This is a genomic window from Vibrio sp. AIC-3 (assembly GCF_013114515.1).
Lineage (GTDB): Bacteria > Pseudomonadota > Gammaproteobacteria > Enterobacterales > Vibrionaceae > Vibrio > Vibrio crassostreae_C.
Map to the genome: position 1 here is coordinate 65,884 of NZ_VTXG01000004.1, position 21,547 is coordinate 87,430.

At 45.0% G+C, this 21,547-nt stretch carries 20 protein-coding genes, 1 tRNA gene and 2 pseudogenes; 11 read left to right on the plus strand and 12 right to left on the minus strand.

Annotated features, from left to right (window positions below):
* Nucleotides 1–75 precede the first annotated feature (75 nt).
* From F0229_RS04585 to folB, 3 genes are read right to left on the minus strand one after another with little or no spacing between them, the layout of a single operon-like run.
* The gene (locus F0229_RS04585; RefSeq protein ID WP_171732342.1) at nucleotides 76–879 is read right to left on the minus strand and encodes an undecaprenyl-diphosphate phosphatase; all 804 of its coding nucleotides are present in this window, start codon (nucleotides 877–879) and stop codon (nucleotides 76–78) included.
* Nucleotides 880–894: 15 nt separating this feature from the next.
* Nucleotides 895–1,377 carry a 2-amino-4-hydroxy-6-hydroxymethyldihydropteridine diphosphokinase gene (folK, locus tag F0229_RS04590; protein ID WP_171732343.1) on the minus strand — a complete coding sequence of 161 codons (483 nt, stop codon included), beginning with the start codon at nucleotides 1,375–1,377 and terminating at the stop codon, nucleotides 895–897.
* Nucleotides 1,374–1,733 (minus strand): dihydroneopterin aldolase, encoded by a 360-nt coding sequence (gene folB, locus F0229_RS04595; protein ID WP_055319014.1) that lies wholly within the window; start codon nucleotides 1,731–1,733, stop codon nucleotides 1,374–1,376. The genes folK and folB overlap by 4 nt, the downstream gene beginning before the upstream one ends.
* Before the next feature lie 138 nt (nucleotides 1,734–1,871).
* Between folB and plsY the strand changes: the two genes are divergently transcribed.
* Nucleotides 1,872–2,468, plus strand: a complete 597-nt coding sequence (plsY, locus tag F0229_RS04600) for a glycerol-3-phosphate 1-O-acyltransferase PlsY (RefSeq protein ID WP_171732344.1) — start codon at nucleotides 1,872–1,874, stop codon at nucleotides 2,466–2,468.
* A 43-nt stretch (nucleotides 2,469–2,511) separates the two neighbouring features.
* Here the strand turns inward: plsY and F0229_RS04605 are convergent, their stop codons facing one another.
* Together F0229_RS04605 and tsaD are read right to left on the minus strand one after the other, a co-directional pair.
* Nucleotides 2,512–3,327, minus strand: coding sequence for an alpha/beta fold hydrolase (locus tag F0229_RS04605; protein ID WP_171732345.1), 816 nt, complete (start codon nucleotides 3,325–3,327; stop codon nucleotides 2,512–2,514).
* A gap of 106 nt (nucleotides 3,328–3,433) precedes the next feature.
* Nucleotides 3,434–4,450 (minus strand): tRNA (adenosine(37)-N6)-threonylcarbamoyltransferase complex transferase subunit TsaD, encoded by a 1,017-nt coding sequence (tsaD, locus tag F0229_RS04610; RefSeq protein ID WP_017061410.1) that lies wholly within the window; start codon nucleotides 4,448–4,450, stop codon nucleotides 3,434–3,436.
* Between the two features lie 258 nt (nucleotides 4,451–4,708).
* On the opposite strand from tsaD, the gene rpsU reads away from it, so the two are divergent.
* The 6 genes from rpsU to F0229_RS04640 all read left to right on the plus strand — a co-directional run bounded on the left by rpsU (nucleotide 4,709) and on the right by F0229_RS04640 (nucleotide 10,920).
* A complete protein-coding gene (rpsU, locus tag F0229_RS04615) occupies nucleotides 4,709–4,924 on the plus strand; it encodes a 30S ribosomal protein S21 (protein WP_004396009.1) in 216 nt (71 codons plus the stop codon).
* A 25-nt stretch (nucleotides 4,925–4,949) separates the two neighbouring features.
* On the plus strand, nucleotides 4,950–5,393 hold the full coding sequence (locus F0229_RS04620; protein WP_017069475.1) for a GatB/YqeY domain-containing protein: 444 nt from the start codon (nucleotides 4,950–4,952) through the stop codon (nucleotides 5,391–5,393).
* A 119-nt stretch (nucleotides 5,394–5,512) separates the two neighbouring features.
* Nucleotides 5,513–7,264 (plus strand): DNA primase, encoded by a 1,752-nt coding sequence (dnaG, locus tag F0229_RS04625; RefSeq protein WP_017069474.1) that lies wholly within the window; start codon nucleotides 5,513–5,515, stop codon nucleotides 7,262–7,264.
* A 99-nt stretch (nucleotides 7,265–7,363) separates the two neighbouring features.
* The gene (rpoD, locus tag F0229_RS04630) at nucleotides 7,364–9,208 is read left to right on the plus strand and encodes an RNA polymerase sigma factor RpoD (protein ID WP_017069473.1); all 1,845 of its coding nucleotides are present in this window, start codon (nucleotides 7,364–7,366) and stop codon (nucleotides 9,206–9,208) included.
* 163 nt (nucleotides 9,209–9,371) lie between these two features.
* Nucleotides 9,372–9,447, plus strand: a tRNA-Ile gene (locus F0229_RS04635).
* A gap of 204 nt (nucleotides 9,448–9,651) precedes the next feature.
* A complete protein-coding gene (locus F0229_RS04640) occupies nucleotides 9,652–10,920 on the plus strand; it encodes an O-acetylhomoserine aminocarboxypropyltransferase/cysteine synthase family protein (RefSeq protein WP_017061406.1) in 1,269 nt (422 codons plus the stop codon).
* Between the two features lie 417 nt (nucleotides 10,921–11,337).
* Here F0229_RS04640 and F0229_RS21845 read toward each other — a convergent pair.
* Together F0229_RS21845 and F0229_RS04650 are read right to left on the minus strand one after the other, a co-directional pair.
* Nucleotides 11,338–11,693: pseudogene (locus tag F0229_RS21845) on the minus strand (type I restriction enzyme endonuclease domain-containing protein); the annotation flags it as partial.
* 159 nt (nucleotides 11,694–11,852) lie between these two features.
* Nucleotides 11,853–13,610: a transporter gene (locus F0229_RS04650; protein ID WP_171732346.1), complete on the minus strand. Its 1,758-nt coding sequence runs from the start codon at nucleotides 13,608–13,610 to the stop codon at nucleotides 11,853–11,855.
* A gap of 395 nt (nucleotides 13,611–14,005) precedes the next feature.
* Between F0229_RS04650 and F0229_RS04655 the strand changes: the two genes are divergently transcribed.
* Complete coding sequence (locus F0229_RS04655) at nucleotides 14,006–14,935, plus strand: sugar kinase (protein WP_171732347.1); 930 nt, start codon at nucleotides 14,006–14,008, stop codon at nucleotides 14,933–14,935.
* 14 nt (nucleotides 14,936–14,949) lie between these two features.
* Nucleotides 14,950–15,573 carry a bifunctional 4-hydroxy-2-oxoglutarate aldolase/2-dehydro-3-deoxy-phosphogluconate aldolase gene (locus F0229_RS04660; RefSeq protein ID WP_171732348.1) on the plus strand — a complete coding sequence of 208 codons (624 nt, stop codon included), beginning with the start codon at nucleotides 14,950–14,952 and terminating at the stop codon, nucleotides 15,571–15,573.
* A 148-nt stretch (nucleotides 15,574–15,721) separates the two neighbouring features.
* Here the strand turns inward: F0229_RS04660 and tnpA are convergent.
* From tnpA to kduD, 5 genes and pseudogenes are all read right to left on the minus strand, one after another.
* Nucleotides 15,722–15,952: pseudogene (tnpA, locus tag F0229_RS04665) on the minus strand (IS200/IS605 family transposase); the annotation flags it as partial.
* Nucleotides 15,953–16,244: 292 nt separating this feature from the next.
* Complete coding sequence (locus tag F0229_RS04670; protein ID WP_171732349.1) at nucleotides 16,245–16,880, minus strand: RpiB/LacA/LacB family sugar-phosphate isomerase; 636 nt, start codon at nucleotides 16,878–16,880, stop codon at nucleotides 16,245–16,247.
* A gap of 39 nt (nucleotides 16,881–16,919) precedes the next feature.
* On the minus strand, nucleotides 16,920–17,240 hold the full coding sequence (locus F0229_RS04675) for a cupin domain-containing protein (RefSeq protein WP_171732350.1): 321 nt from the start codon (nucleotides 17,238–17,240) through the stop codon (nucleotides 16,920–16,922).
* A 13-nt stretch (nucleotides 17,241–17,253) separates the two neighbouring features.
* Nucleotides 17,254–17,775: a YgjV family protein gene (locus tag F0229_RS04680; protein WP_171732351.1), complete on the minus strand. Its 522-nt coding sequence runs from the start codon at nucleotides 17,773–17,775 to the stop codon at nucleotides 17,254–17,256.
* A 14-nt stretch (nucleotides 17,776–17,789) separates the two neighbouring features.
* Nucleotides 17,790–18,551, minus strand: coding sequence for a 2-dehydro-3-deoxy-D-gluconate 5-dehydrogenase KduD (gene kduD, locus F0229_RS04685; RefSeq protein ID WP_171732352.1), 762 nt, complete (start codon nucleotides 18,549–18,551; stop codon nucleotides 17,790–17,792).
* A gap of 259 nt (nucleotides 18,552–18,810) precedes the next feature.
* Here kduD and kdgR point away from each other — a divergent pair, with 259 nt between their 5' ends.
* Nucleotides 18,811–19,593: a DNA-binding transcriptional regulator KdgR gene (gene kdgR / locus F0229_RS04690; RefSeq protein ID WP_171732353.1), complete on the plus strand. Its 783-nt coding sequence runs from the start codon at nucleotides 18,811–18,813 to the stop codon at nucleotides 19,591–19,593.
* An 85-nt stretch (nucleotides 19,594–19,678) separates the two neighbouring features.
* Nucleotides 19,679–21,547, plus strand: coding sequence for a DUF294 nucleotidyltransferase-like domain-containing protein (locus F0229_RS04695; protein ID WP_171732354.1), 1,869 nt, complete (start codon nucleotides 19,679–19,681; stop codon nucleotides 21,545–21,547).

Below are 21,547 nucleotides of genomic sequence, written 5' to 3' on the forward strand. Positions count from 1 at the left end.
ATTAAAAAACCCGCGACTAGCGGGTTTTTCCGTTTCAATCTGTAAGAAGAAACATTTGTCTTCGAAAGTCGAGCGCTACTGCATCATCAAGAAAGCAAATAGACCAAAACCTAGAATCAGGCGGTAGATAACAAACGGTGTCATACCCATACGAGAGATAAGCTTCAAGAAGAAGTGAATACAGATATAAGCACTAATGAAAGAAACCACGATTCCCGTTAGCAAAGTGCCAGCATGGATTGGGTCACCACTGGTCACTAACTTCAGACCCAAGTAACCACCAGCCAGAGTGATGATTGGGATAGACATCAAGAAAGAGAATCGAGCTGCCGCTTCACGAGTAAAGCCAAGGTAAAGTGCTGCCGTAATCGTAGCGCCTGAACGAGAGGTACCAGGAATGATTGCCATTGCTTGAGCAAGGCCTATAAACAGCGCCTTTTTCCAACCTGCTTGGTATTCGTCATCACGCAAGCTTGAGTTCTTATCCACCCACCATAACAACAAACCAAAGATAATCGTTGTGGTTGCGATCACCCACGCACTGCGTAAGTAAAGCTCAACAATATCTTTTATCAACAAACCAAAGATACACGCTGGAATCGTCGCGAGAATGATCATCCACGCTAACTTCGCTTCCTTGCTGCGATCGCCTTTAAACACTGAACCAAAGAATGCGCTCAACAGAGAGACCACTTCTTTACGGAAATAGATCACTACCGCGGCCAAAGTACCGACATGGACAGCAACATCAAAAGCCAAACCTTGATCTTCCCAACCTAAAACAGCAGAAGGAAGGATTAAGTGTGCAGAACTGGAAATAGGTAAAAACTCAGTAAAGCCTTGCACCAACGCCAACATAAACGCTTCAAAATAACTCATTACTTACCTTAAAAATTATAGTTTTATATCTACGACAGAGAGCGAGTCTAATTGCTGCATCTTCTGCCATATTTCACTGACGGTTCTTCCGTCTTGCGGGATCACTCTCGCAGGACAAAGATCATAAAGCGGTTGTGTTACAAAAGGATATTTGTAGATATCACTGCGTGGTAATTCTGGTTCGCGCTCAGAAACCACCTCTCCAAACAGCACAATATCAAGATCGAGGTTTCGATCTTGAAGTTTGTGCGCATCTTGAGAGCGACCCCATTTAAACTCAATTTTACGCAGCTGCTGTGAAAATTCAGTCAATGAGAGTGACGTGTCGAGCTCTATCACAAAGTTATAAAACGGATGGCTATTAAAACCCACGGGCTCACAGTGATAGATTTTAGAGCATTTAAGGTTAGTCCCTAACGATTGAAGCTCTGTCCATGCCACCCTTGCATGCTTGTCGCGGTCTATGTTCGTGCCAACACCAACATAGGCTACTGTCATGCTCGGCCTCGTTCGATGATCACGCCAACAGCTTTTGCTTGTGGTACTGCGCCCGGTTTAGCCAAGCGGATTTTGATCCAAGGCACAGAGAATTGAGTCATGATCAATTCAGCGACTTCTTCAGCCACACGCTCCACTAGCAGGAATCGGCCATTCGCAATGTGGTCAAGCACGGCAGTACTCACAGTCGAGTAATCCAAAGCATCAACCACATCATCACTCTTACCTGCAGGGCGGTTGTCATGAGCCATTTCAATATCAAGCACAAGTTTTTGTTTAATCTCTTGTTCCCAATCGTAAACACCGATCGTTGTAATTACTTCTAGCTGTTCAATGAAAACTTTATCCAGTGCCATGACTTGTCCTTTTAGAGGTCGGATACCCATATTGGGGAAAAAAACGTATTATTTGCGTAATTCGAGATATGATATCAATTACTCTTGGATTGAGCATTATTTTCCCATCGTTAGGCTTATAACCGTTTAAGGAAAGACATGACCCCATTGGCACTAATCATGATCATTGCAGCCTATTTGCTAGGTTCAATCTCTAGTGCGGTCTTGATATGTCGAGTCTTAAGGCTTCCTGATCCAAGAACGGTGGGCTCCAATAACCCTGGTGCCACTAATGTACTGCGCGTTGGCGGTAAAGGCGCAGCTGCAGCAGTCCTCCTGTGTGACATGCTGAAAGGCACTACCCCTGTCTGGCTTGGCTACTACCTCAAGATCGACCCAATCATTCTTGGGGTTGTGGCAATTGCGGCGTGTCTTGGCCATATGTATCCGATCTTCTTCCACTTTAAAGGTGGTAAAGGCGTCGCAACCGCACTGGGTGCTATCGCCCCAATAGGATTCGATCTAACCGGTATGATCATGGCGACTTGGTTAGTTGTGGCGTTTTTGTTTCGTTACTCTTCTTTAGCGGCACTGGTTACTGTGCTACTTGCCCCTTTCTACGCTTGGTTAGTCAAACCTCAATACACATTGCCAGTAGCCATGCTGTGCTGTTTGATCGTGTTACGTCACCACCAGAATATCCGCCGCCTACTCGATGGCAGCGAACCAAAACTCGGACAAAAAAAATCGGCTTAAACTGTCACGTCTAAGCCGAACCATAGTATTCAGTATTTAAAGCTTACAGCAGATGTTTATCTAAAAACGTCTTCAGCATTGTGTTCACAAACTCTGGTTGCTCTAACGAGCTAATATGACCTGCGCTAGGAATTACCACTAATTCACTGCCCGTAATGCAATCGTGCATTAGGTATGACTCAAGTACCGGACGTGGTTTGTCTTCTTGTCCTACCGCAATCAACACAGGTAGCGCGAAGTTCTCTACTGATTCGATCATATCACGACGTCCAAAGACCATTCGACCGATGCGCGCCACTTCTTCCGCTTTATCACCCTTAAGTTCAGATAACTGCTGAGTAAAACCTTCCACTAAAGCTGGCGTGTGGGTTTGAGCATCGTTTGCGAAGAACAGTGGAACCACAGCTTCAACAATCGGTTGAGGAACCATCTTAGTTTGAGTGATGGTGTCTAACATGTGGAAGTATTTAGCGTGTGCAACTTCTGGCTCTAAACCCACAAAGGTATCCATTAATACCAATGACTTGATTCGAGCAGGTGCTAACTCCGCAAGCTCCGTTCCCCACATACCGCCAACCGATAAACCTACCACTGAGAATTCATCGATCTCTAAATGATCAAGCAGAGCCAAGACGTGCTGAGCGTAATCTTTCAAGTTACGCATCGAAGCTGGTGCAGCTTGAGATTCACCATGAGACCAAAGCTCAGGCACAATACAACGGTACTGAGTTTTCAACGCCTCAATCTGTGGCTTCCACATGGCACTATCCCAAAGGTAGCTGTGGCCTAATACAACAACAGGGCCTTGACCTTCATCTAGGTACGCCATCGATTGATTGTCTACTGTGAACTTGTTCATCTTCTTCCCTAATCTCTATCAGCAATTATTTATCGACATACAGTCGGTAAGCTAAGATATAAAAACGGCCGCACAAGGCGACCGTTTATCGAAACACTATATTCAATTACGCAATTGGCTCTAGCTGGTCAATAGGCCAACGCGGAGTGGCATGAACAGACAAATCAGCCGTTTCGCCATTCTTCAAGCGCTGCATACCCGCATAAGCGATCATCGCACCATTATCTGTACAGAATTCTGTGCGTGGGTAGTACACCTCACCACCGACTTTCTTAGCAAGAGCTTCAAGCTCAACACGCAGTTGTTTGTTGGCACTTACACCGCCAGCAATCACTATACGTTTCATGCCCGTTTCAACCAAGGCTCGCTTACACTTGATTACTAAGGTTGCACAAACAGCTTCTTGGAATGCATAAGCGATATCAGCGCGAGTTTGGTCATCATTATCGTTATCGCGAATGGTATTCGCTGCGAACGTCTTCAAACCAGAAAAGCTCATATCTAGACCCGGACGATCGGTCATTGGACGCGGGAACTTAAAACGACCCGGAGTGCCTTTTTCCGCCAAACGAGATAACAGTGGACCACCAGGGTAATCTAAGCCCATCAGTTTCGCGGTTTTATCAAACGCTTCACCCGCTGCATCATCAATCGATTCACCAAGGATTCGGTATTCACCAATGCCTTTCACTTCTACCATCATGGTATGGCCGCCAGAAACCAGCAGAGCCACAAATGGGAATGGTGGTGGGTTATCTTCTAGCATTGGCGCAAGAAGGTGACCTTCCATATGGTGAACAGGCACTGCAGGCACTCCCCACGCATAAGCAATACTGCGACCAATCGTTGCACCAACCAGCAGTGCACCCACTAAACCAGGGCCAGCCGTGTAAGCCACACCATCAATGTCTTTCGACGTTAGGTTCGCTTCAGCTAATGCCGCTTTAATAAGAGGAATTGTTTTTTTCACGTGGTCACGTGAAGCTAGCTCAGGTACCACACCACCGTAATCGGCGTGCAGCTTTACTTGGCTATATAATTGATGAGAAAGCAGCCCTTGCTCATCATCATAAATCGCGATTCCTGTTTCATCACAAGAGGTTTCAATACCAATAATGCGCATAATTTTCTCGGCACGCTTTCGTCTAAAATGGGAAATTAGCGCAATATTACCCTGCCTAAGCTCTTCAAACAAATATTGTACAGACTATAATCGACAAAGTGCTTTACAAAGCCACTGTGATCGGATTAAAATTCCGCACCATTTTTGATCAAGCTGGTTAATGGCCAAACGCGAATAGAGAGTTAGCTCGATGGGTAACTTCTCTGATTTGGTACTGAGTAGCCAGCGATAATGAATAACCCCTGAGGTGAAAGGCATATGCCAATAGTTAAAGTACGTGAAAACGAACCGTTCGACGTTGCACTACGTCGTTTCAAGCGCTCTTGTGAAAAAGCAGGTATCCTTTCTGAAGTTCGCCGTCGCGAGCACTACGAAAAGCCAACTACAGTTCGCAAACGCGCTAAAGCAGCAGCTCAAAAGCGTCACGCTAAGAAGCTAGCTCGCGAAAACGCACGTCGCGTTCGCCTGTACTAATAACTTAATCCATAAGGACTGAGTTATGGCTCTTATTGAACAACTCAAAGAAGAGCAAAAATTAGCGATGAAAGCCAAGGACAAACCGCGCCTTGGCACTATCCGCTTAGCTCTTTCAGCAATTAAGCAACGTGAAGTTGACGAACGGATCACTCTGAACGACGACGACATTCTTGCTGTATTAGTTAAAATGGTTAAGCAACGTCGCGATTCTGTTGCTCAATATGAATCAGCAAATCGTCAAGATCTTGCTGACGTGGAAAAAGCAGAAATTACGGTACTTGAAGGCTTTATGCCTCAACCGCTAACTGATGAAGAAGTTATTGCACTACTTGATAGCGCAATCGCCGAAGCTCAACCAGCGGGCATGCAAGACATGGGTAAAGTAATGGCTATCTTGAAACCACAAATTCAAGGGCGTGCAGATATGGGTAAAGTTAGTGGTTTAGTTCGTTCTAAACTCGCTTAATCCCAAATCAAATTGCAACAAGCCGTGCAATCCTTCGGAACGCACGGCTTGTTTGTATCTGTAACCTATTCAAACTATTATTATCCACACTCTCAGTTAGTGCATTTTTCTAAGGTTTTATGGCAGGACACATCCCGCGTAGTTTCATTGATGATCTCCTAGCGCGTCTCGACATTGTCGACATAGTGGACGCACGCGTGAAACTTAAGAAAAAAGGCAAAAACTATGGTGCTTGTTGCCCATTCCACAACGAAAAGACCCCTTCTTTTAGCGTAAGCCAAGAAAAACAGTTTTATCACTGCTTTGGTTGTGGCGTACACGGTAATGCTATCGACTTCATTATGGAGTTCGAACGCCTCGATTTTGTTGAAGCTATTGAAGAGCTAGCCTCTTTCTTAGGCCTCGACGTTCCTAGAGAACAGCGCAGCGGCGAGATATCAACAGCACCAAGAGCCAACAGCGAACAAAAACGTAACCTCTACGATTTGATGGGCGGCATCAGTAATTTTTACCGCTCTCAACTGAAAATATCAGCCAACAAACCTGCGATTGATTACCTAAAGAATCGTGGCCTTTCGGGCGAGATCGTCCAGAAGTTTGGTATTGGTTATGTGGCCGATGAGTGGGACTTAGTTCGTAAGAACTTTGGCCAACAGAAAGAAGCCCAAGACATGCTCGTGACTGGCGGCATGCTAATTGAGAACGATAAAGGTAACCGATACGACCGATTCCGTGGACGCGTAATGTTCCCAATTCGTGATCGTCGTGGCCGTGTGATTGGTTTTGGTGGTCGTGTATTAGAAGACGGCACACCAAAATACCTCAACTCACCAGAAACGCCTATCTTCCATAAAGGTAAAGAGCTTTACGGCCTTTATGAAGTGCTGCAAGCCTACCGTGAACCGCCGCAAATACTTGTGGTTGAAGGTTACATGGATGTCGTGGCACTCGCGCAATATGGTGTCGATTACTCAGTAGCATCACTGGGCACCTCGACAACCGGCGACCATGTTCAAATGTTGTTCCGTCAAACCAGCACTGTGGTTTGTTGTTACGATGGTGACCGAGCAGGTAAAGAAGCCGCGTGGCGCGCACTAGAAAACGCACTTGAGTATCTCAAAACCGGTAACACGCTTAAGTTTCTGTTCTTGCCCGACGGTGAAGACCCAGACAGCTATATTAGAGAGCATGGCAAAGCCGCTTTTGAACAACTGGTCCACAATGCGACGCCGCTTTCGACCTATTTGTTCGATAACCTGATTGAAATACACAAGTTAAACTTGGGAACAACCGAAGGGAAATCAGCACTGCGTGCACACGCCAGCGCCTTGATTAACAAAATTCCAGACAGTTACTTCCAAGAATTACTCGAAAAACTGCTCGATGAGCGAACTGGATTTGATAATCAATTGCGACGTGCGCGTGTTCATACACAGAACCCGACACCTCAACCGCATAAAGAGCTGAAGCGCACTCCAATGCGTGAAGTTATCGCTTTGCTTATCCAAAATCCGAGCTATGCTGATATGGTACCGGATTTATCAAGTGTCAAAGGCTTACAATTGCCTGGGCTAAGTTTATTCGTCGAAGTACTTGATAAATGCCACGCGCATCCCCATATCAACACAGGCCAATTATTAGAGCATTGGCGACACAACAAACATGAGGCTCTTCTGTCTCGTCTCGCGAGCTGGGAAATCCCCCTCGACGAAGACAATCAAGAAGACATATTTTTAGACTCATTGGACAATATACTTGCCCAGTGCGTTGAAAAACAAATTGAAAACCTGCAGGCCAAAGCAAGAAGCGTCGGTTTATCAGCCGAAGAAAAAAGGGAGCTACTAGCTTTAATGCTAGATCTAAAAGCGTAACCCTGTTTGATTAGTCAGCATTTAATAAATTTGTTAACATAATTGGTTTGCATTTGAGAATGCAACGTCCTTCACCAGACCTGAAGTTGGATATCATCTATGGATCAAAATCCGCAGTCACAGCTTAAATTACTTGTTATTAAAGGCAAGGAACAAGGCTATCTGACCTACGCCGAAGTAAACGACCACCTACCTGCAGAAATCGTGGATTCTGAACAGGTAGAAGACATCATTCAAATGATTAACGACATGGGTATCAAGGTAGTTGAAACTGCACCTGATGCTGATGATCTAGCACTTAATGATGACGATGCCAATATAGATGAAGATGCAGCCGAAGCTGCAGCTGCTGCGCTTTCAAGCGTAGAAAGCGAGATTGGCCGTACTACTGACCCAGTTCGTATGTACATGCGTGAAATGGGTACAGTTGAACTACTGACTCGTGAAGGCGAAATCGACATTGCGAAGCGTATTGAAGATGGTATCAATACAGTTCAACTATCGGTTGCTGAGTACCCAGGCACTATTCCATACATCTTGGAACAGTTTGACCGCGTACAAGCAGAAGAGATTCGCTTAACAGACCTAATCAATGGCTTTGTTGACCCAGACGACGATGGCACAGCTGCGCCAACAGCGACTCACATCGGTTCAGAACTTGCTGAAACTGATCTGGAAGACGAAGACAAAGAAGACGCAGAAGACGACGAGGAAGAGGAAGAAGAAGATACAGGTATCGATCCTGAACTTGCTCTTGAGAAGTTCACAGCACTTCGTACTAGCTACCAGAATCGTCAACTAGCGATCAACGAGTACGGCCATGAAAGCCCGAAAGCAATGCTTGCAACGACAATGATGCAAGACGTATTCAAAGAGTTCCGTCTAACACCAAAACAGTTTGATTTCCTAGTAAACGAACTGCGTAACTCTATGGATCGTGTACGTACTCAAGAACGCCTAATCATGCGTCAAACGGTTGAGTACGGCAAAATGCCGAAGAAATCTTTCATTGCTCTATTTACTGGCAACGAATCTAGCGAAGCATGGTTGGATGAAGTTCTTGCTTCAGACAAGCCATACGCAGAAAAGATTAAACGTAACGAGCACGACATCCGTCGCTCTATCCAAAAGCTGGATATGATCGAACGTGAAACGTCTCTTACTGTTCAAAGCATCAAAGATATCAGCCGTCGCATGTCTATCGGTGAAGCGAAAGCTCGTCGTGCGAAGAAAGAGATGGTTGAAGCGAACTTACGTCTAGTAATCTCGATTGCTAAGAAGTACACAAACCGTGGTCTACAATTCCTGGATCTAATCCAAGAAGGTAACATCGGTCTGATGAAAGCGGTAGATAAGTTTGAATACCGTCGTGGTTACAAGTTCTCTACTTACGCTACTTGGTGGATCCGTCAAGCAATCACTCGTTCGATTGCCGACCAAGCTCGTACTATCCGTATTCCGGTTCACATGATCGAAACGATCAACAAACTAAACCGTATCTCTCGTCAAATGCTACAAGAGATGGGTCGTGAACCACTTCCGGAAGAACTGGCTGAACGCATGCAAATGCCTGAAGACAAAATCCGTAAAGTACTGAAAATCGCTAAAGAGCCAATCTCAATGGAGACACCAATCGGTGACGACGAAGATTCGCACCTAGGTGATTTCATCGAGGATACAACGCTGGAACTACCTTTAGACTCTGCAACGGCAACAAGCCTACGCGGCGCAACTAAAGACGTTCTTGCTGGCCTAACGCCTCGTGAAGCTAAAGTACTACGTATGCGTTTCGGTATCGACATGAACACTGACCACACTCTTGAAGAAGTGGGCAAGCAGTTCGACGTAACTCGTGAACGTATCCGTCAGATCGAAGCAAAAGCACTGCGTAAACTTCGTCACCCAAGCCGCTCAGAAACTCTGCGTAGCTTCCTAGACGAGTAATCACATACTTTAGTGTGGTTAGCTTTTAAGCATAAATAAGAAAAGGTGAGCGTTGGCTCACCTTTTTTTTATCCGTGTGATTTAAGTGGCTAAGATGTAAGCGGAATTGCCCCTTATAGTGTCTAGACACCACTGAATGCTTCCCCTATAATCTATGCCCTACGGCCCCTTAGCTCAGTGGTTAGAGCGCACGACTCATAATCGTTCGGTCCCCAGTTCAAATCTGGGAGGGGCCACCAAATTAGAAAAGCCAGAACAGTTCACGCTGCTCTGGCTTTTTGCTTTTCTGATTCAGTACCAATCACACCCTGCACTTCCGAACCAAAAACGAATCATCCCGCACACAATACCAATTGCCTCTCTGTGACTAAACATACTTTTCTTTTATAAAAAAATCGGCAATATGAGAGTACATAAATCGCTCAATAGTTCAGGGAAGACTCATGAAAGACGAAACACTCTCGATTCACTTCGGTTACGACACTGATCCAACAACCAAATCGGTTGCCACTCCAATCTACCAAACCGTCGCGTACGAATTCGATGACGCACAACACGGCGCCGACCTCTTCAACCTTGCGGTGCCAGGCAATATCTACACTCGCATAATGAACCCAACCAATGATGTGTTAGAAAAACGCATGGCCGCCTTAGAAGGAGGTATCGCAGGCTTAGTGGTAAGTGCGGGCAGTGCTGCGATCAACTATGCGATTCAGACGTTGGCGCAAATCGGTGACAACATTGTTTCAACACCTCAGCTTTACGGTGGTACTTACACCCTATTTGCTCATATGCTGCCAAACCAAGGGATCGAAGTTCGTTTTGCTAAAGACGATAAACCAGAAAGCTTAGCGGCACTGATTGACGAAAAAACCAAGGCGGTTTACTGCGAAAGTATCGGTAACCCAGCAGGTAATATTATCGACTTAGAGCGTGTTGCTGAACTTGCTCACGCACAAGGTGTACCTGTGATTGTTGATAACACGGTGGCGACGCCTGTACTGTGTAAACCTATCGATTTTGGTGCTGACATCGTGGTGCACTCACTAACTAAATACGTGGGTGGTCACGGTACAACGTTAGGTGGCGTGATTGTCGACTCAGGTAAATTCCCATGGGCACAGCACAAGGACCGCTTCCCTGTGTTTAATCAGCCAGAGCCTTCTTATCATGGCGTGGTTTATACCGAGGCCTTTGGTGAGGCTGCGTTTATTGGTCGTGCTAGAACGGTTCCCCTACGTAATACAGGTGCAGCACTGTCACCAATGAATGCTTTCATGTTGATGCAAGGTTTGGAGACGTTGTCGCTACGCATGGAGCGACACACAGAGAATGCCTTGAAAGTAGCGGAATACCTCAAGCAACACGAGAAAGTCAGTTGGGTAAGTTACGCTGGCCTGCCTGATTCAGAATTCTATCCACTCGCTGAAAAGTACATGCAAGGTAAGCCATCGGCCATTCTATCTTTTGGTTTAAAAGACGGTTATGAAGCCGGTGTTCGCTTCTATGATGCACTGCAAATCTTCAAGCGCTTAGTTAACATTGGCGATGCGAAATCTCTCGCTTGTCACCCAGCTTCGACGACACACCGTCAACTAAGCGAAGCTGAACAGAAACAAGCCGGTGTATCACCGGAGATGATTCGCCTATCAGTAGGTATCGAGCACATTGACGATATCTTGGCTGACCTAGAGCAAGCACTAAGCGCTTAATGACGCTACAGCTAGCTCTAACACTGATCGTTAAGTAACAGACATAAAAAAGCCCATCACAGGATGGGCTTCTTATTATCTATTGTCGGTAGACATTAAAGTTTGATCAAAAAACTAAGCATATAGCTTTTCTAAGAAAGTGCTAATACCTATAGTTTGATCATTTCTGTATTAGATTACATGAACGAAAGCTCAATATCTGACAATAAAGTTTGATCAAAAATATGTTCCCGCATCGCTTTGTGATCACACAGAGGGATATTCATCAGTTAGATCATAAAATCTGAACAATCCTTTTTTCATTACATTCTTTTTACTAAAAGATATAACCATCAGGTTTTGCATTGACCTACTAATACGTGAATATTCAAAATGCAACGTAAAGCTTGCCTTTGTCGCGACTGATACCAGCCCTCCACTTTGCTTTAGCACAAGCTTAATTACCACTAACGCCGCATCTGCTGGGTACTTACCCAACAACACAACAAACATCGAACAAGATTACTTATTCTCGCTGGAACACTTTCCTGTTTAGTTAGCTCAATAGCCACTTTGCGCCAAGCATCGTCACCAAACTCACGAACCGAATACTCATTTTCAACCAAAGCACGATAGAAAGCTATCTCATCAACGGAAAGCTTCAACTTATCCAGAAGTTCGGAGCCCTCTTGCATCTCTTTCGCCCACAGGCGCAGTTCTTCAATGACCTAAACGGTTTCGATAATGCATTTGTGGTATTTGTTCAATGTTGTCAAAATGCGGTCTGAATATTTATTTGTCGCTGTGCCAAACGAATAGTACAACCAGTGAGAACAGGAGTAGCAAGTATGGCTATTAAAGCGGTCGGGATCGGTCAACAATAGTTCGCGAAGCTTAACGACCAAGATTCGACAAAAATAAAGCCAGTAATTCACACAGACTGGAAAGCGTAATTAATCTGTTATGGGGTCCGGCGAGGTAGCCTTTACATTCCCATACCGACAGAAATAAGTCCCTGCCAACAAAATAACCAAACCGATTAAAACAAACACGCTAGCGTCAGGCATCGAATCTGTCGTTATCGAGATTAATGCAACAAGAACGCCTAATATTTGACACATACGCCCAAGATAAGCCCCTTGTCGTGTATCCACTTTAGCCTCTTCGAACGGACTAATAGGTGTTTCTAAATTAGCTTTTAGCTGCGTGATTTCAGAGCCTCGCTCATCAGAAGACTCTCGATAGAACAATTGTGTAGAGATGAAAAAACCACCTGTAATCAGAATATGCGCCAATAATGTCATTGAAACGAGTAAATCAACCGACTCACGACTTGTAAATCTATCGGCATCGAACCAAGGCAGTAACCAATCCACATTGAACACAAACTGCATAAAGAACGACACTGCTAAACCTACGCAAATAGTCGCCCAGCCAGACCAATCTGGAGTTCTAAGCGTAACCAATGCCAGCAAAGATGGGATAGCCAACGGCGTTTGCAACAGAGCGCCAAATAGCATCATGATATCGAAAAAACTGTATTCCTTAATTGAGGCAAATAGTAAAGCCGCCAAGATACAGAGCAAACCATTAACTACGGTTGCCACCTTCCCTACTGACAATTGTTTATGTTCCGTGGTTGTAGGATTAAACACCGATTGATAAACATTTCGAACAAAAATACCCGCATTACGATTTAAAGCCGTTGTCATAGGAGCGATTGTGGCCGCAAGCATGGCAGCAAGGACCAAACCCAGCATGCCGACAGGTAGAAAATGATCAATGTAGTAGACATAAGCCGCGTTATTTGCACTTTCCGCAAGCTTGGGATAATACGCCACAAGATCCACTCCCATAGCGGCCGTCACCCAAGGAGGAATAAACCACATGACTGGACCGAATATAAACAAAACCCCAGCAAACAGTGCCGCTTTTCTAGCCTCTCGCTCATTCGTGGTCACCAAAAAACGATAGCAAGAAAGTGCATTGTTCGCGCTAATAGTCTGCTTTAGTAGCATCATCACTACCCAAAGCCAAAACACTTGCCAATAGCTAATGTCCGCCCCCATATAACTATCCGTTGGATAGCTATCAATGAGGGGCACTACCCCACCAACGTCCAGCAGCGCAAATCCTCCGATCGACATGGTAATTGCAACCAACAAAATTAACTGTATAACATTGGTTGCAGACACCGTCCATGAGCCGCCGCTCGCGGCAATAAAGGTTACTAATAGGCCAACACCAACGATCGTAACCACAAGTTCAATGTTAAAAACTGCGGCCGCGAAAAGCGCTAAACCGTTTAGCCATATCGCCGCTGACATGATTGTTAAAGGAAACGAGAGCCAAGTATAAACTTGCTCAGATGTACGTCCGAACCGAACCTTGATAGCTTCCATAGCCGTCTCAACGCGCATCTTGCGATAACGGACAGCAAAATACGAAGCCGCCACGAAAAATCCTACAGCGTTGCCCCAAAAAATGAACAACACTGTCAGTCCATCCTCGTAAGCCTTGGCAGCAGCTCCGGTGAAGGTCCACGCAGAAAACTGTGTCATAAAAGCAGTAGCACCCGCCATCCACCACATCATTGCTCCACCACCGCGGATGAAGCCCGAACTATCTGTAGTAAAGCGCTTGAAAGCCAAAGCGGCGAACAGTACAAAAGCAAAGTAACCGCCAACAATAACACTATCAATGAGTTCCATACTTCCCCTTCTGCATCAAAACCTATTCATTCACCGTGGTTAGTTCAATTAGTTTCATCTTCTATACAGGACTCAATGACACGCAACAATGAAACTCGACCTAAATCACACTTAGTCGCGTTAAGTAGAAATATTACTACCACGGCTTGAAGTTATACTGGTAAGTTTCATTACATTGAAACAGCGTTTCAAATAAAATATAATTGGCAAATTATTTACTATAAAGAAGCGGGGGATGGTAAACATGACACCCTTGGGTCAAAGCCTACGCTCTAGGCTTAGCAACACAACAAACATAGAAACAAATAGTTTCTCTTTTAAAGTTAGACATTTAATAAAACATCAACTCAGTGAATACTGATAAATCGAGTAACTCTCAAGCTGGATATTTGACTATGAGCCAATACAAAATAGCGATCATCGGTGAATGCATGGTTGAGCTACAACGCAAGAAAGACCTACTGAAGCAAAGTTTCGGTGGTGATACTTTAAACACTGCACTTTACCTTTCTCGTTTGACAGAAAATTACAACATTTCAGTGAGCTACATTACTGCACTAGGTAACGACCCTTTCTCGACTGAAATGCTAACAACGTGGTCGGAAGAAGGCATCGATACTAAGCAAGTACTACGTCTAAACGACAAAATGCCAGGCCTTTACCACATCGAAACAGATGAAACCGGTGAACGCACTTTCTTTTACTGGCGCAGCGACGCGGCAGCTAAATTTGTATTTGATCAGCCAGAAAGCCAATCCCTAGTGGAATCACTAATGGATTACGATGCGGTTTACTTAAGCGGCATTACCTTGGCTATTTTGACTGACTCTGGACGTGACACCCTGTTTAGCTTCCTAGAAAAATTCAAAGCCAAAGGCGGCAGCGTTTTTTTTGACAACAACTATCGTCCAAAGCTATGGCCAAACCGAGAGGCCGCTCAGCGCACCTACCTTGCGATGCTCAGATTCACCGATACCGCACTTCTTACGTTCGAAGATGACCAAGACTTATTTGGCGACACATGCTTAGAAGAGTGCATTGAGCGCACTCAACAAGCTGGTGTTACCGAAATTGCCATTAAGCGTGGCGCGAAAGAGTGTCTCGTACTCAGCGAAGGTCGCGCAGAGTACGTCGCGCCAAAACCAGTAAATTCCGTGATTGATACCACAGCCGCAGGTGACTCATTCAGCGCCGGTTATCTTGCGAAACGCCTAACCGGTGGTGACGCGTTTAACTCAGCAGCAATGGGACACAAAGTCGCAGGCACAGTGATTCAATATCGCGGTGCGATCATTCCTAAAACAGCAACGCCAACTCTTGATTAGTAGGACAAAGACAAATGACAACCTTAAACGAACAGCTAGCAAGCCTTAAAGTAATCCCTGTAATTGCAATCAACAAAGTTGAAGATGCTATTCCTCTAGGTAAAGCACTCGTAGACAACGGCATGCCATGCGCAGAAATCACATTCCGCACCGAGTGTGCAGCAGACGCGATCGCAGCAATGCGTCAAGCATACCCTGATATGCTGATTGGCGCGGGTACCGTTCTTACTAACGAGCAAGTCGATCAAGCGATTGAAGCTGGTGTTGACTTTATCGTAAGCCCTGGCTTCAACCCGCGCACAGTTCAATACTGCATCGACAAAAACGTACCCATCGTACCGGGTGTTAACAACCCAAGCCTTGTTGAGCAAGCCATGGAAATGGGTCTGCGCACACTGAAGTTCTTCCCCGCAGAGCCATCTGGCGGTGTGGGTATGCTAAAAGCACTAACCGCTGTTTACCCAGTGAAGTTCATGCCAACAGGTGGTGTCAACCTTAAAAATGTTGATGACTACCTATCTATCAAATCGGTACTAGCGTGTGGCGGTACTTGGATGGTTCCAACCAACCTTATCGACAAAGGTCACTGGGATGAGCTTGGCCAACTGGTTAAAGACGCGGTTGCGCACGTTAACTAGTTCGGTCTTCAATTAACGAAAATCAGCCCCACGAGCTTCGGCCGTGGGGCTGACTGTTTTTACAAGAACAAAAACGATACAAGGACGAGAAGATAACGAATGGTATGGAGAAAAGATGTCGCTAGATTTGTTGATAGCTGAAAACAAAAAAAGTATCCACCGACAAAGCCGGTGGTATCTCTAAAAGCATATGAATATGATCTGCACAGCACTCTGCTTCAATAATATTCACGTTTTTCAATTCACATAGTTTTCTAAGCATTTCGCCTACTGCCCTTCGTTTCTCTCCATAGAACACCTGACGTCTGTAATTAGGTGCAAAAACTACATGATATTTACAATTCCATCGCGTGTGCGCTAAGCGCTTTTCGTCCCTTATTGGGACCCGCTTTCAATTCTTAATTAGCTCTTGCAGTTAGCAGACCACAAGACGTTTTTATCAAATTGAAAGGGGTTATATAACTGGCTTATAGCTGTATGCTTTGCGGCCCCCCAGCCTAGCTGAGGGTGTACTCTATACAAAAAAAACCAGTGATAACACTGGCTGGAGTAATCCCGATATGGCCACCAAAACAATAAATAAAATGGCTACCAAGTGGTGCAACGTTTGATTAAAGTAACCCCAGAGACAAGGATTCTAGGGGGCTGAGGTAACTTGGAGTTAAATCAAACTAGTCAATCAAAGTGCGAACGTATTCTGCAATCTCAGTAACTTGGCAGTTTGCAAAGAAACACTCTTGGAACTGAACACTACCAACAGCTTGCTTAACAAGATCTTGGTCAATCGCACGTAGAGACTCAACAACGTCTTTACATACTGCCTCTTTCACGTTGTTCAGGATTTCAGCGTTCGCTTGCTGAGGTGCCGCACGCTCGATTGGGTAACCTTCGCCACGAGCGCCAGTGAACGCTTTTTCGAAGACGTAACGAACGTTCAGTTCGCCAGCCCAACCAAAGCCTTTTGCGAACGCTAGAGAAATCGCGTTGCCGTTGTTGATTTGGTTGAATAGGAATGCGTCAGATGGCTCTAAGCAGTAACCACATACCACACCTGGGTGTAGGTTGCTTGCCATTAGTGCGCCTTGACCTGTACCACAACCAGTCACGATGAAATCCACTGCCTTAGAGTTCAGTAGGATGCTCGCTTGGATACCTAGGTGGATATACGTTAGGTGATGATCGTTTTCGTCAGTCATACCTACATTGAATACTTCGTGACCTAAACCACCAGCAACCGTGTTTAGCTCAGCAGCAACCATAGCGTTTTTAGGTGCTTGGCTGTTTTCCATAGTTAGTGCAATTTTCATAATAGTTCCCCGACGAGAAGGCTCGTCAATAATTTAGTTTTAAACAAAATCTTTGCGCATTGGTGTGAACGTATCGATGAGCGTACCGGCCTCGACACAGACACAACCGTGTTCAATATCTGGCTGCTTATACATGGTGTCACCGGCCTTAACGATGTGTTTTTCATCGCCAATCGTGAACTCAAAAGCGCCAGACAATACGTAAGTAAGCTGCTCATGTGGGTGCGAGTGCATCGCGCCAATAGCCCCTTTCTCAAAGTGGACTTCAACTGACATCATGTTGTCGTTGTGTGCAAGCACCTTGCGGCTCACACCTTCACCTAAGTTTTCTAATTGAACATCTTTGTTGAATACGAACATGTGTATAAACCTATTATGTTTGTGATTCGCTAGATACCAAATCTGTTGATTTGCGTAATCGATAAATGGTGACTAGGTTCGTCACTATCAGCGTTGCTTCCAGTAAGGTGCCCCCAATTGAGCCAACCAAAATATTGTTGATTAACCAACATGTCGCCCCAACCAAAAAACCAACGCGCATTGCAACACCGCTAAGAACAAACATTGAGAATGTCCCGATCATTGTGCCAACGATGGACCATAACTGCCCGATACCATCAGCAATCCAATACCCAAAACCACCTGCAACAACAATGAAAACGGCTGCTACAAGTTTGGAACGTGTATGTATTGATGCCAAGGTTCTCGCTGCAGATAACCCGGCAGCCACGGCAGATACGGTTGAACCTAGTAATAAGTAATGAAGAAGATGATTGATATTAAAGACCAACATTAGTATTTTGAGCTGCCTGTCATTTTTTTGGTAAAAGGTCGAAATGCCTAAACCAAAACTCAAAAAGCCTAATACCTGTCCGACAGAAAATAGATCAATCATCCTCTCTCAGCCTATTAACGAGATAGCCAACCACCATCTACAGCAACAGTGTAACCATTGATGTAAGACGCAGCGTCAGACGCTAAGAATACACATGGGCCAGCAACATCTTCTGGAGTACCCCAACGGTCAGCAGGAATACGCTCTAGGATAGCTGCGTTACGATCTTCATCTGCACGTAATGCCGCTGTGTTGTTGGTTGCCATGTAGCCAGGTGCAATTGCGTTGACGTTGATGTTATGACGAGCCCACTCGTTTGCCATTGCACGAGTGATACCCATAACCGCACTCTTAGATGCAGTGTAAGAAGGTACACGGATGCCGCCTTGGAAAGAAAGCATAGAAGCGATGTTGATGATCTTACCGCCAGTGCCTTGAGCAATAAACTGACGCGCTACTGCTTGAGACATGAAATAAACAGTTTTCGAGTTGATGTTCATAACGTCATCCCAGTTTTGCTCTGAGAAGTCGATCGCATCTTCACGACGGATGATACCTGCGTTGTTTACTAGGATATCCACTTTACCGAATTCAGTCACAGTGCTGTCGATGATATGAGGGATATCGTCTTGTTTTAGTAGGTTAGCGCGAACATCTAGGAACTTGTAACCTGCTGCATTCATTTTTTCGATCGTTTCGGTTGGTTCAACATAGTTAACGCCAACGACGCTACAACCAGCCGCTGCAAGACCAAGTGCCATACCTTGACCTAGACCAGTATCACAACCAGTTACCACTGCTACTTTGCCTTCAAGGCTAAATGAATCAAGAATCATAGTCTGTTCCTTTGTAGTGAATGTGTGGTGAACAAATAAAAGGGGCTGCTCACTCTGTTAAAACCAACACTACACAAAAAATGACACCACTGAAAGTTATTTTTGAAATTGCGTTTTATTTTTTTGGATTCACCACCTCAAATGTGATTAATGTCTCAAGTGTTGGTTTTAAATAAATGAAATGGCTTTTCGAAACTACTGACTCGTCCAAGTATGTCAGGTATAATTTGACGTTATCAACAATGACTCAGAGCGTGAAATGGAAAAATCAACTCAACCGGAAGCTGTATCGTCAGTATTAAAAGTGTTCAACATTCTCTCAGCGCTAGCTGACCAAAAAGAGATTGGTGTATCAGAACTTTCTCAACGCTTGATGATGTCAAAGGCGACGACTTATCGTTTTTTGCAAACCATGAAGACACTCGGGTTTGTTGAGCAAGAAGGGGAAGCCGATAAATACTCCCTAACTCTAAAACTGTTTGAGCTGGGCTCAAAAGCTCTAGAGCATGTCGATCTGGTTGATCTCGCCAATGCTGAAATGGCGAAAATCTCAAAGATCATCAATGAAACTGTTCACTTAGGCTCCATTGACGAAGACTCTATCATCTATCTGCACAAGATAGACTCCAGTTACCATCTACGTATGCACTCACGCATTGGGCGTCGAAACCCGCTCTACAGCACAGCAATTGGTAAGGTATTGATGTCTCATATGGAAGACCAAGACGTTCGAGATCTTTTGGCTAATGTTGAATTTAAAAAGCACACACAGCGCACGCATGAGAATGTAGACCAACTACTTGAAGAGTTAGACCTTGTTCGTGAGCAGCACTTTGGTGAAGACAATGAAGAGCAAGAACCAGGTTTGCGTTGTATCGCCGTACCAATTTACGATCGTTTTGGTGATCCTATTGCAGCCATCTCCGTTTCGTTTCCTACTATTCGATTTGAAGAGAGCCGCAAGCGCGAGTACATCGCTCTTCTCCACTCAGCTGGTCGCAATGTATCGGAGCACCTGGGCTACCACAATTACCCTGTCTAAAAGTAATAAAGAAAAAAGCAGCATTCGTGCTGCTTTTTTTACCACCCAATAATTTAATGAAACACCGTTTCAACTAAGGATTTATATGGGCACTTCAGCTTCAAATAATATTTTCGACTTTTTGATTCACCTTGATCCCTTCGACCTTCTTCCAAGACAGGTAGTCAAATCACTGGCAAGCTCCGTAACGGTCAAATATCTCGCTAAGGGAGAATGTATTGAGTTTCACTCGATGTGCCAAAAAAGGTATCTATATGTAATCCGAAAAGGTGCAATCGAACAGCGAACCCAAATTAATAAACTAAGGGCTCGTCTTGGAGAAGAAGATCAATTTGGGTTTACTTTTCTGGAACCACTCAAAGAAGCAGAAGATGGCTATCGAGCAGAAGCTATTGAAGACTCACTACTTTACTTAATCCCCCACGCAAATATCCAAGAAACGTGCGAACTGCATCCCGAGTTCAAAGATTACTTTGCCGCAACCGCAAAAACGAGATTGAACTCTGCAATACGCTCTATCGTCAATAAAGAAGAGAAAAGCCTGTTCTTTCGAACGGTTGGCGAAGTTGCCAGCGAAAACATCACTGTTTCTGACTATTGCGACTCCATCATGGACGTCGCTAAAGCCATGTGTGGCAAACGCCGCAGTTCGTGTGCCGTCGTACTAAAAGGGCAAGAAATCGTCGGCTTAGTTACCGATCGAGATATGACACAACACGTTGTCGCTCGAGGGGTAGACACCCAGCGCCCAATTCATGAAGTCATGACGCGCAATCCCATTTTGATAAACAGCGAGGATAAGGTAATTCAAGCGATTTCACTGATGCTGCAATACAACATTCGCTGCCTACCAGTCATTGCCAAGCAAGAAGTAAAGGGCTTATTGACCACCACTCACCTAGTTCACAATCATCGAACGCAGTCGTTATTTTTAATTGAAAAGATCAAGTATGCGAACTCGATAAGTGCTCTCGCGAACCTTCGAGATGAAAAGGAAACCATTTTCCAGGCCTTAGTCGAAAGTGGCGTGAGTGCCGAGATTCATGGCCAAGTGATGTCGATGATCATGGATGCGTTCAATAGACGAATAATCCAACTAACCGAAGAGGTGCTCGGTCCGCCGCCTTGTGACTATGCATGGATGGTAGCCGGATCACATGCACGGAACGAAGTTCACATGCTATCGGATCAAGACAATGCTCTGGTTCTCGCGGAAGGTGCCACTGAGGATGACCGATTCTACTTCGCCTACTTTGCGATGCGCGTTTGTAATGGATTAGCGGCCGTGGGCTACCCTTTATGCAGCGGTAAATACATGGCCGCGACAGCCAAATGGAATCAGAATGTCGGTCGCTGGAAGGACTACTACACTAAATGGGTGGCGAGTCCTGAGTACAACAAACTGCTTAGTATCAGTGTCTTTATGGAGATACGCTGCGTTTACGGAAACGCGGAGCTAGTCGATACGCTTCAAAACCACCTGCACGAAACCATTCATGCAAATCCTCGCTTTATCCCAGCACTGACACGCGATGCTATCGAAACGTCACCCCCACTTGGCATTTTCAACAGTTTGGTTCTTGAGAAAAGCGGAGACAATACCAAATCACTCAATATCAAAAAGTTTGCCTTGAACCTAATTATCGACCTCGCTCGCATATACAGCCTATCAGCTGGAGGCTCTTTAACAGGCACGGAAGAGCGTTTTCGATATGCCGTCGAGCAAGGTACCTTATCTCAAGACAGCTGCGATAACATTATTGGCGCTTACCGTTTTCTTATGCAGGTGCGATTTAGACACCAACTCAACGCGCAGCTTCGTGGTGATTCTCCTGACAATAATATACGTCCGGACGAGTTCAGCAGTTTTGAACGCAAACACCTTAAAGAAGCCTTCAAGATCATTAGCGAACTGCAAGACGTCGCTAAACTCAAGTTCATGAGTGGGTTCTAA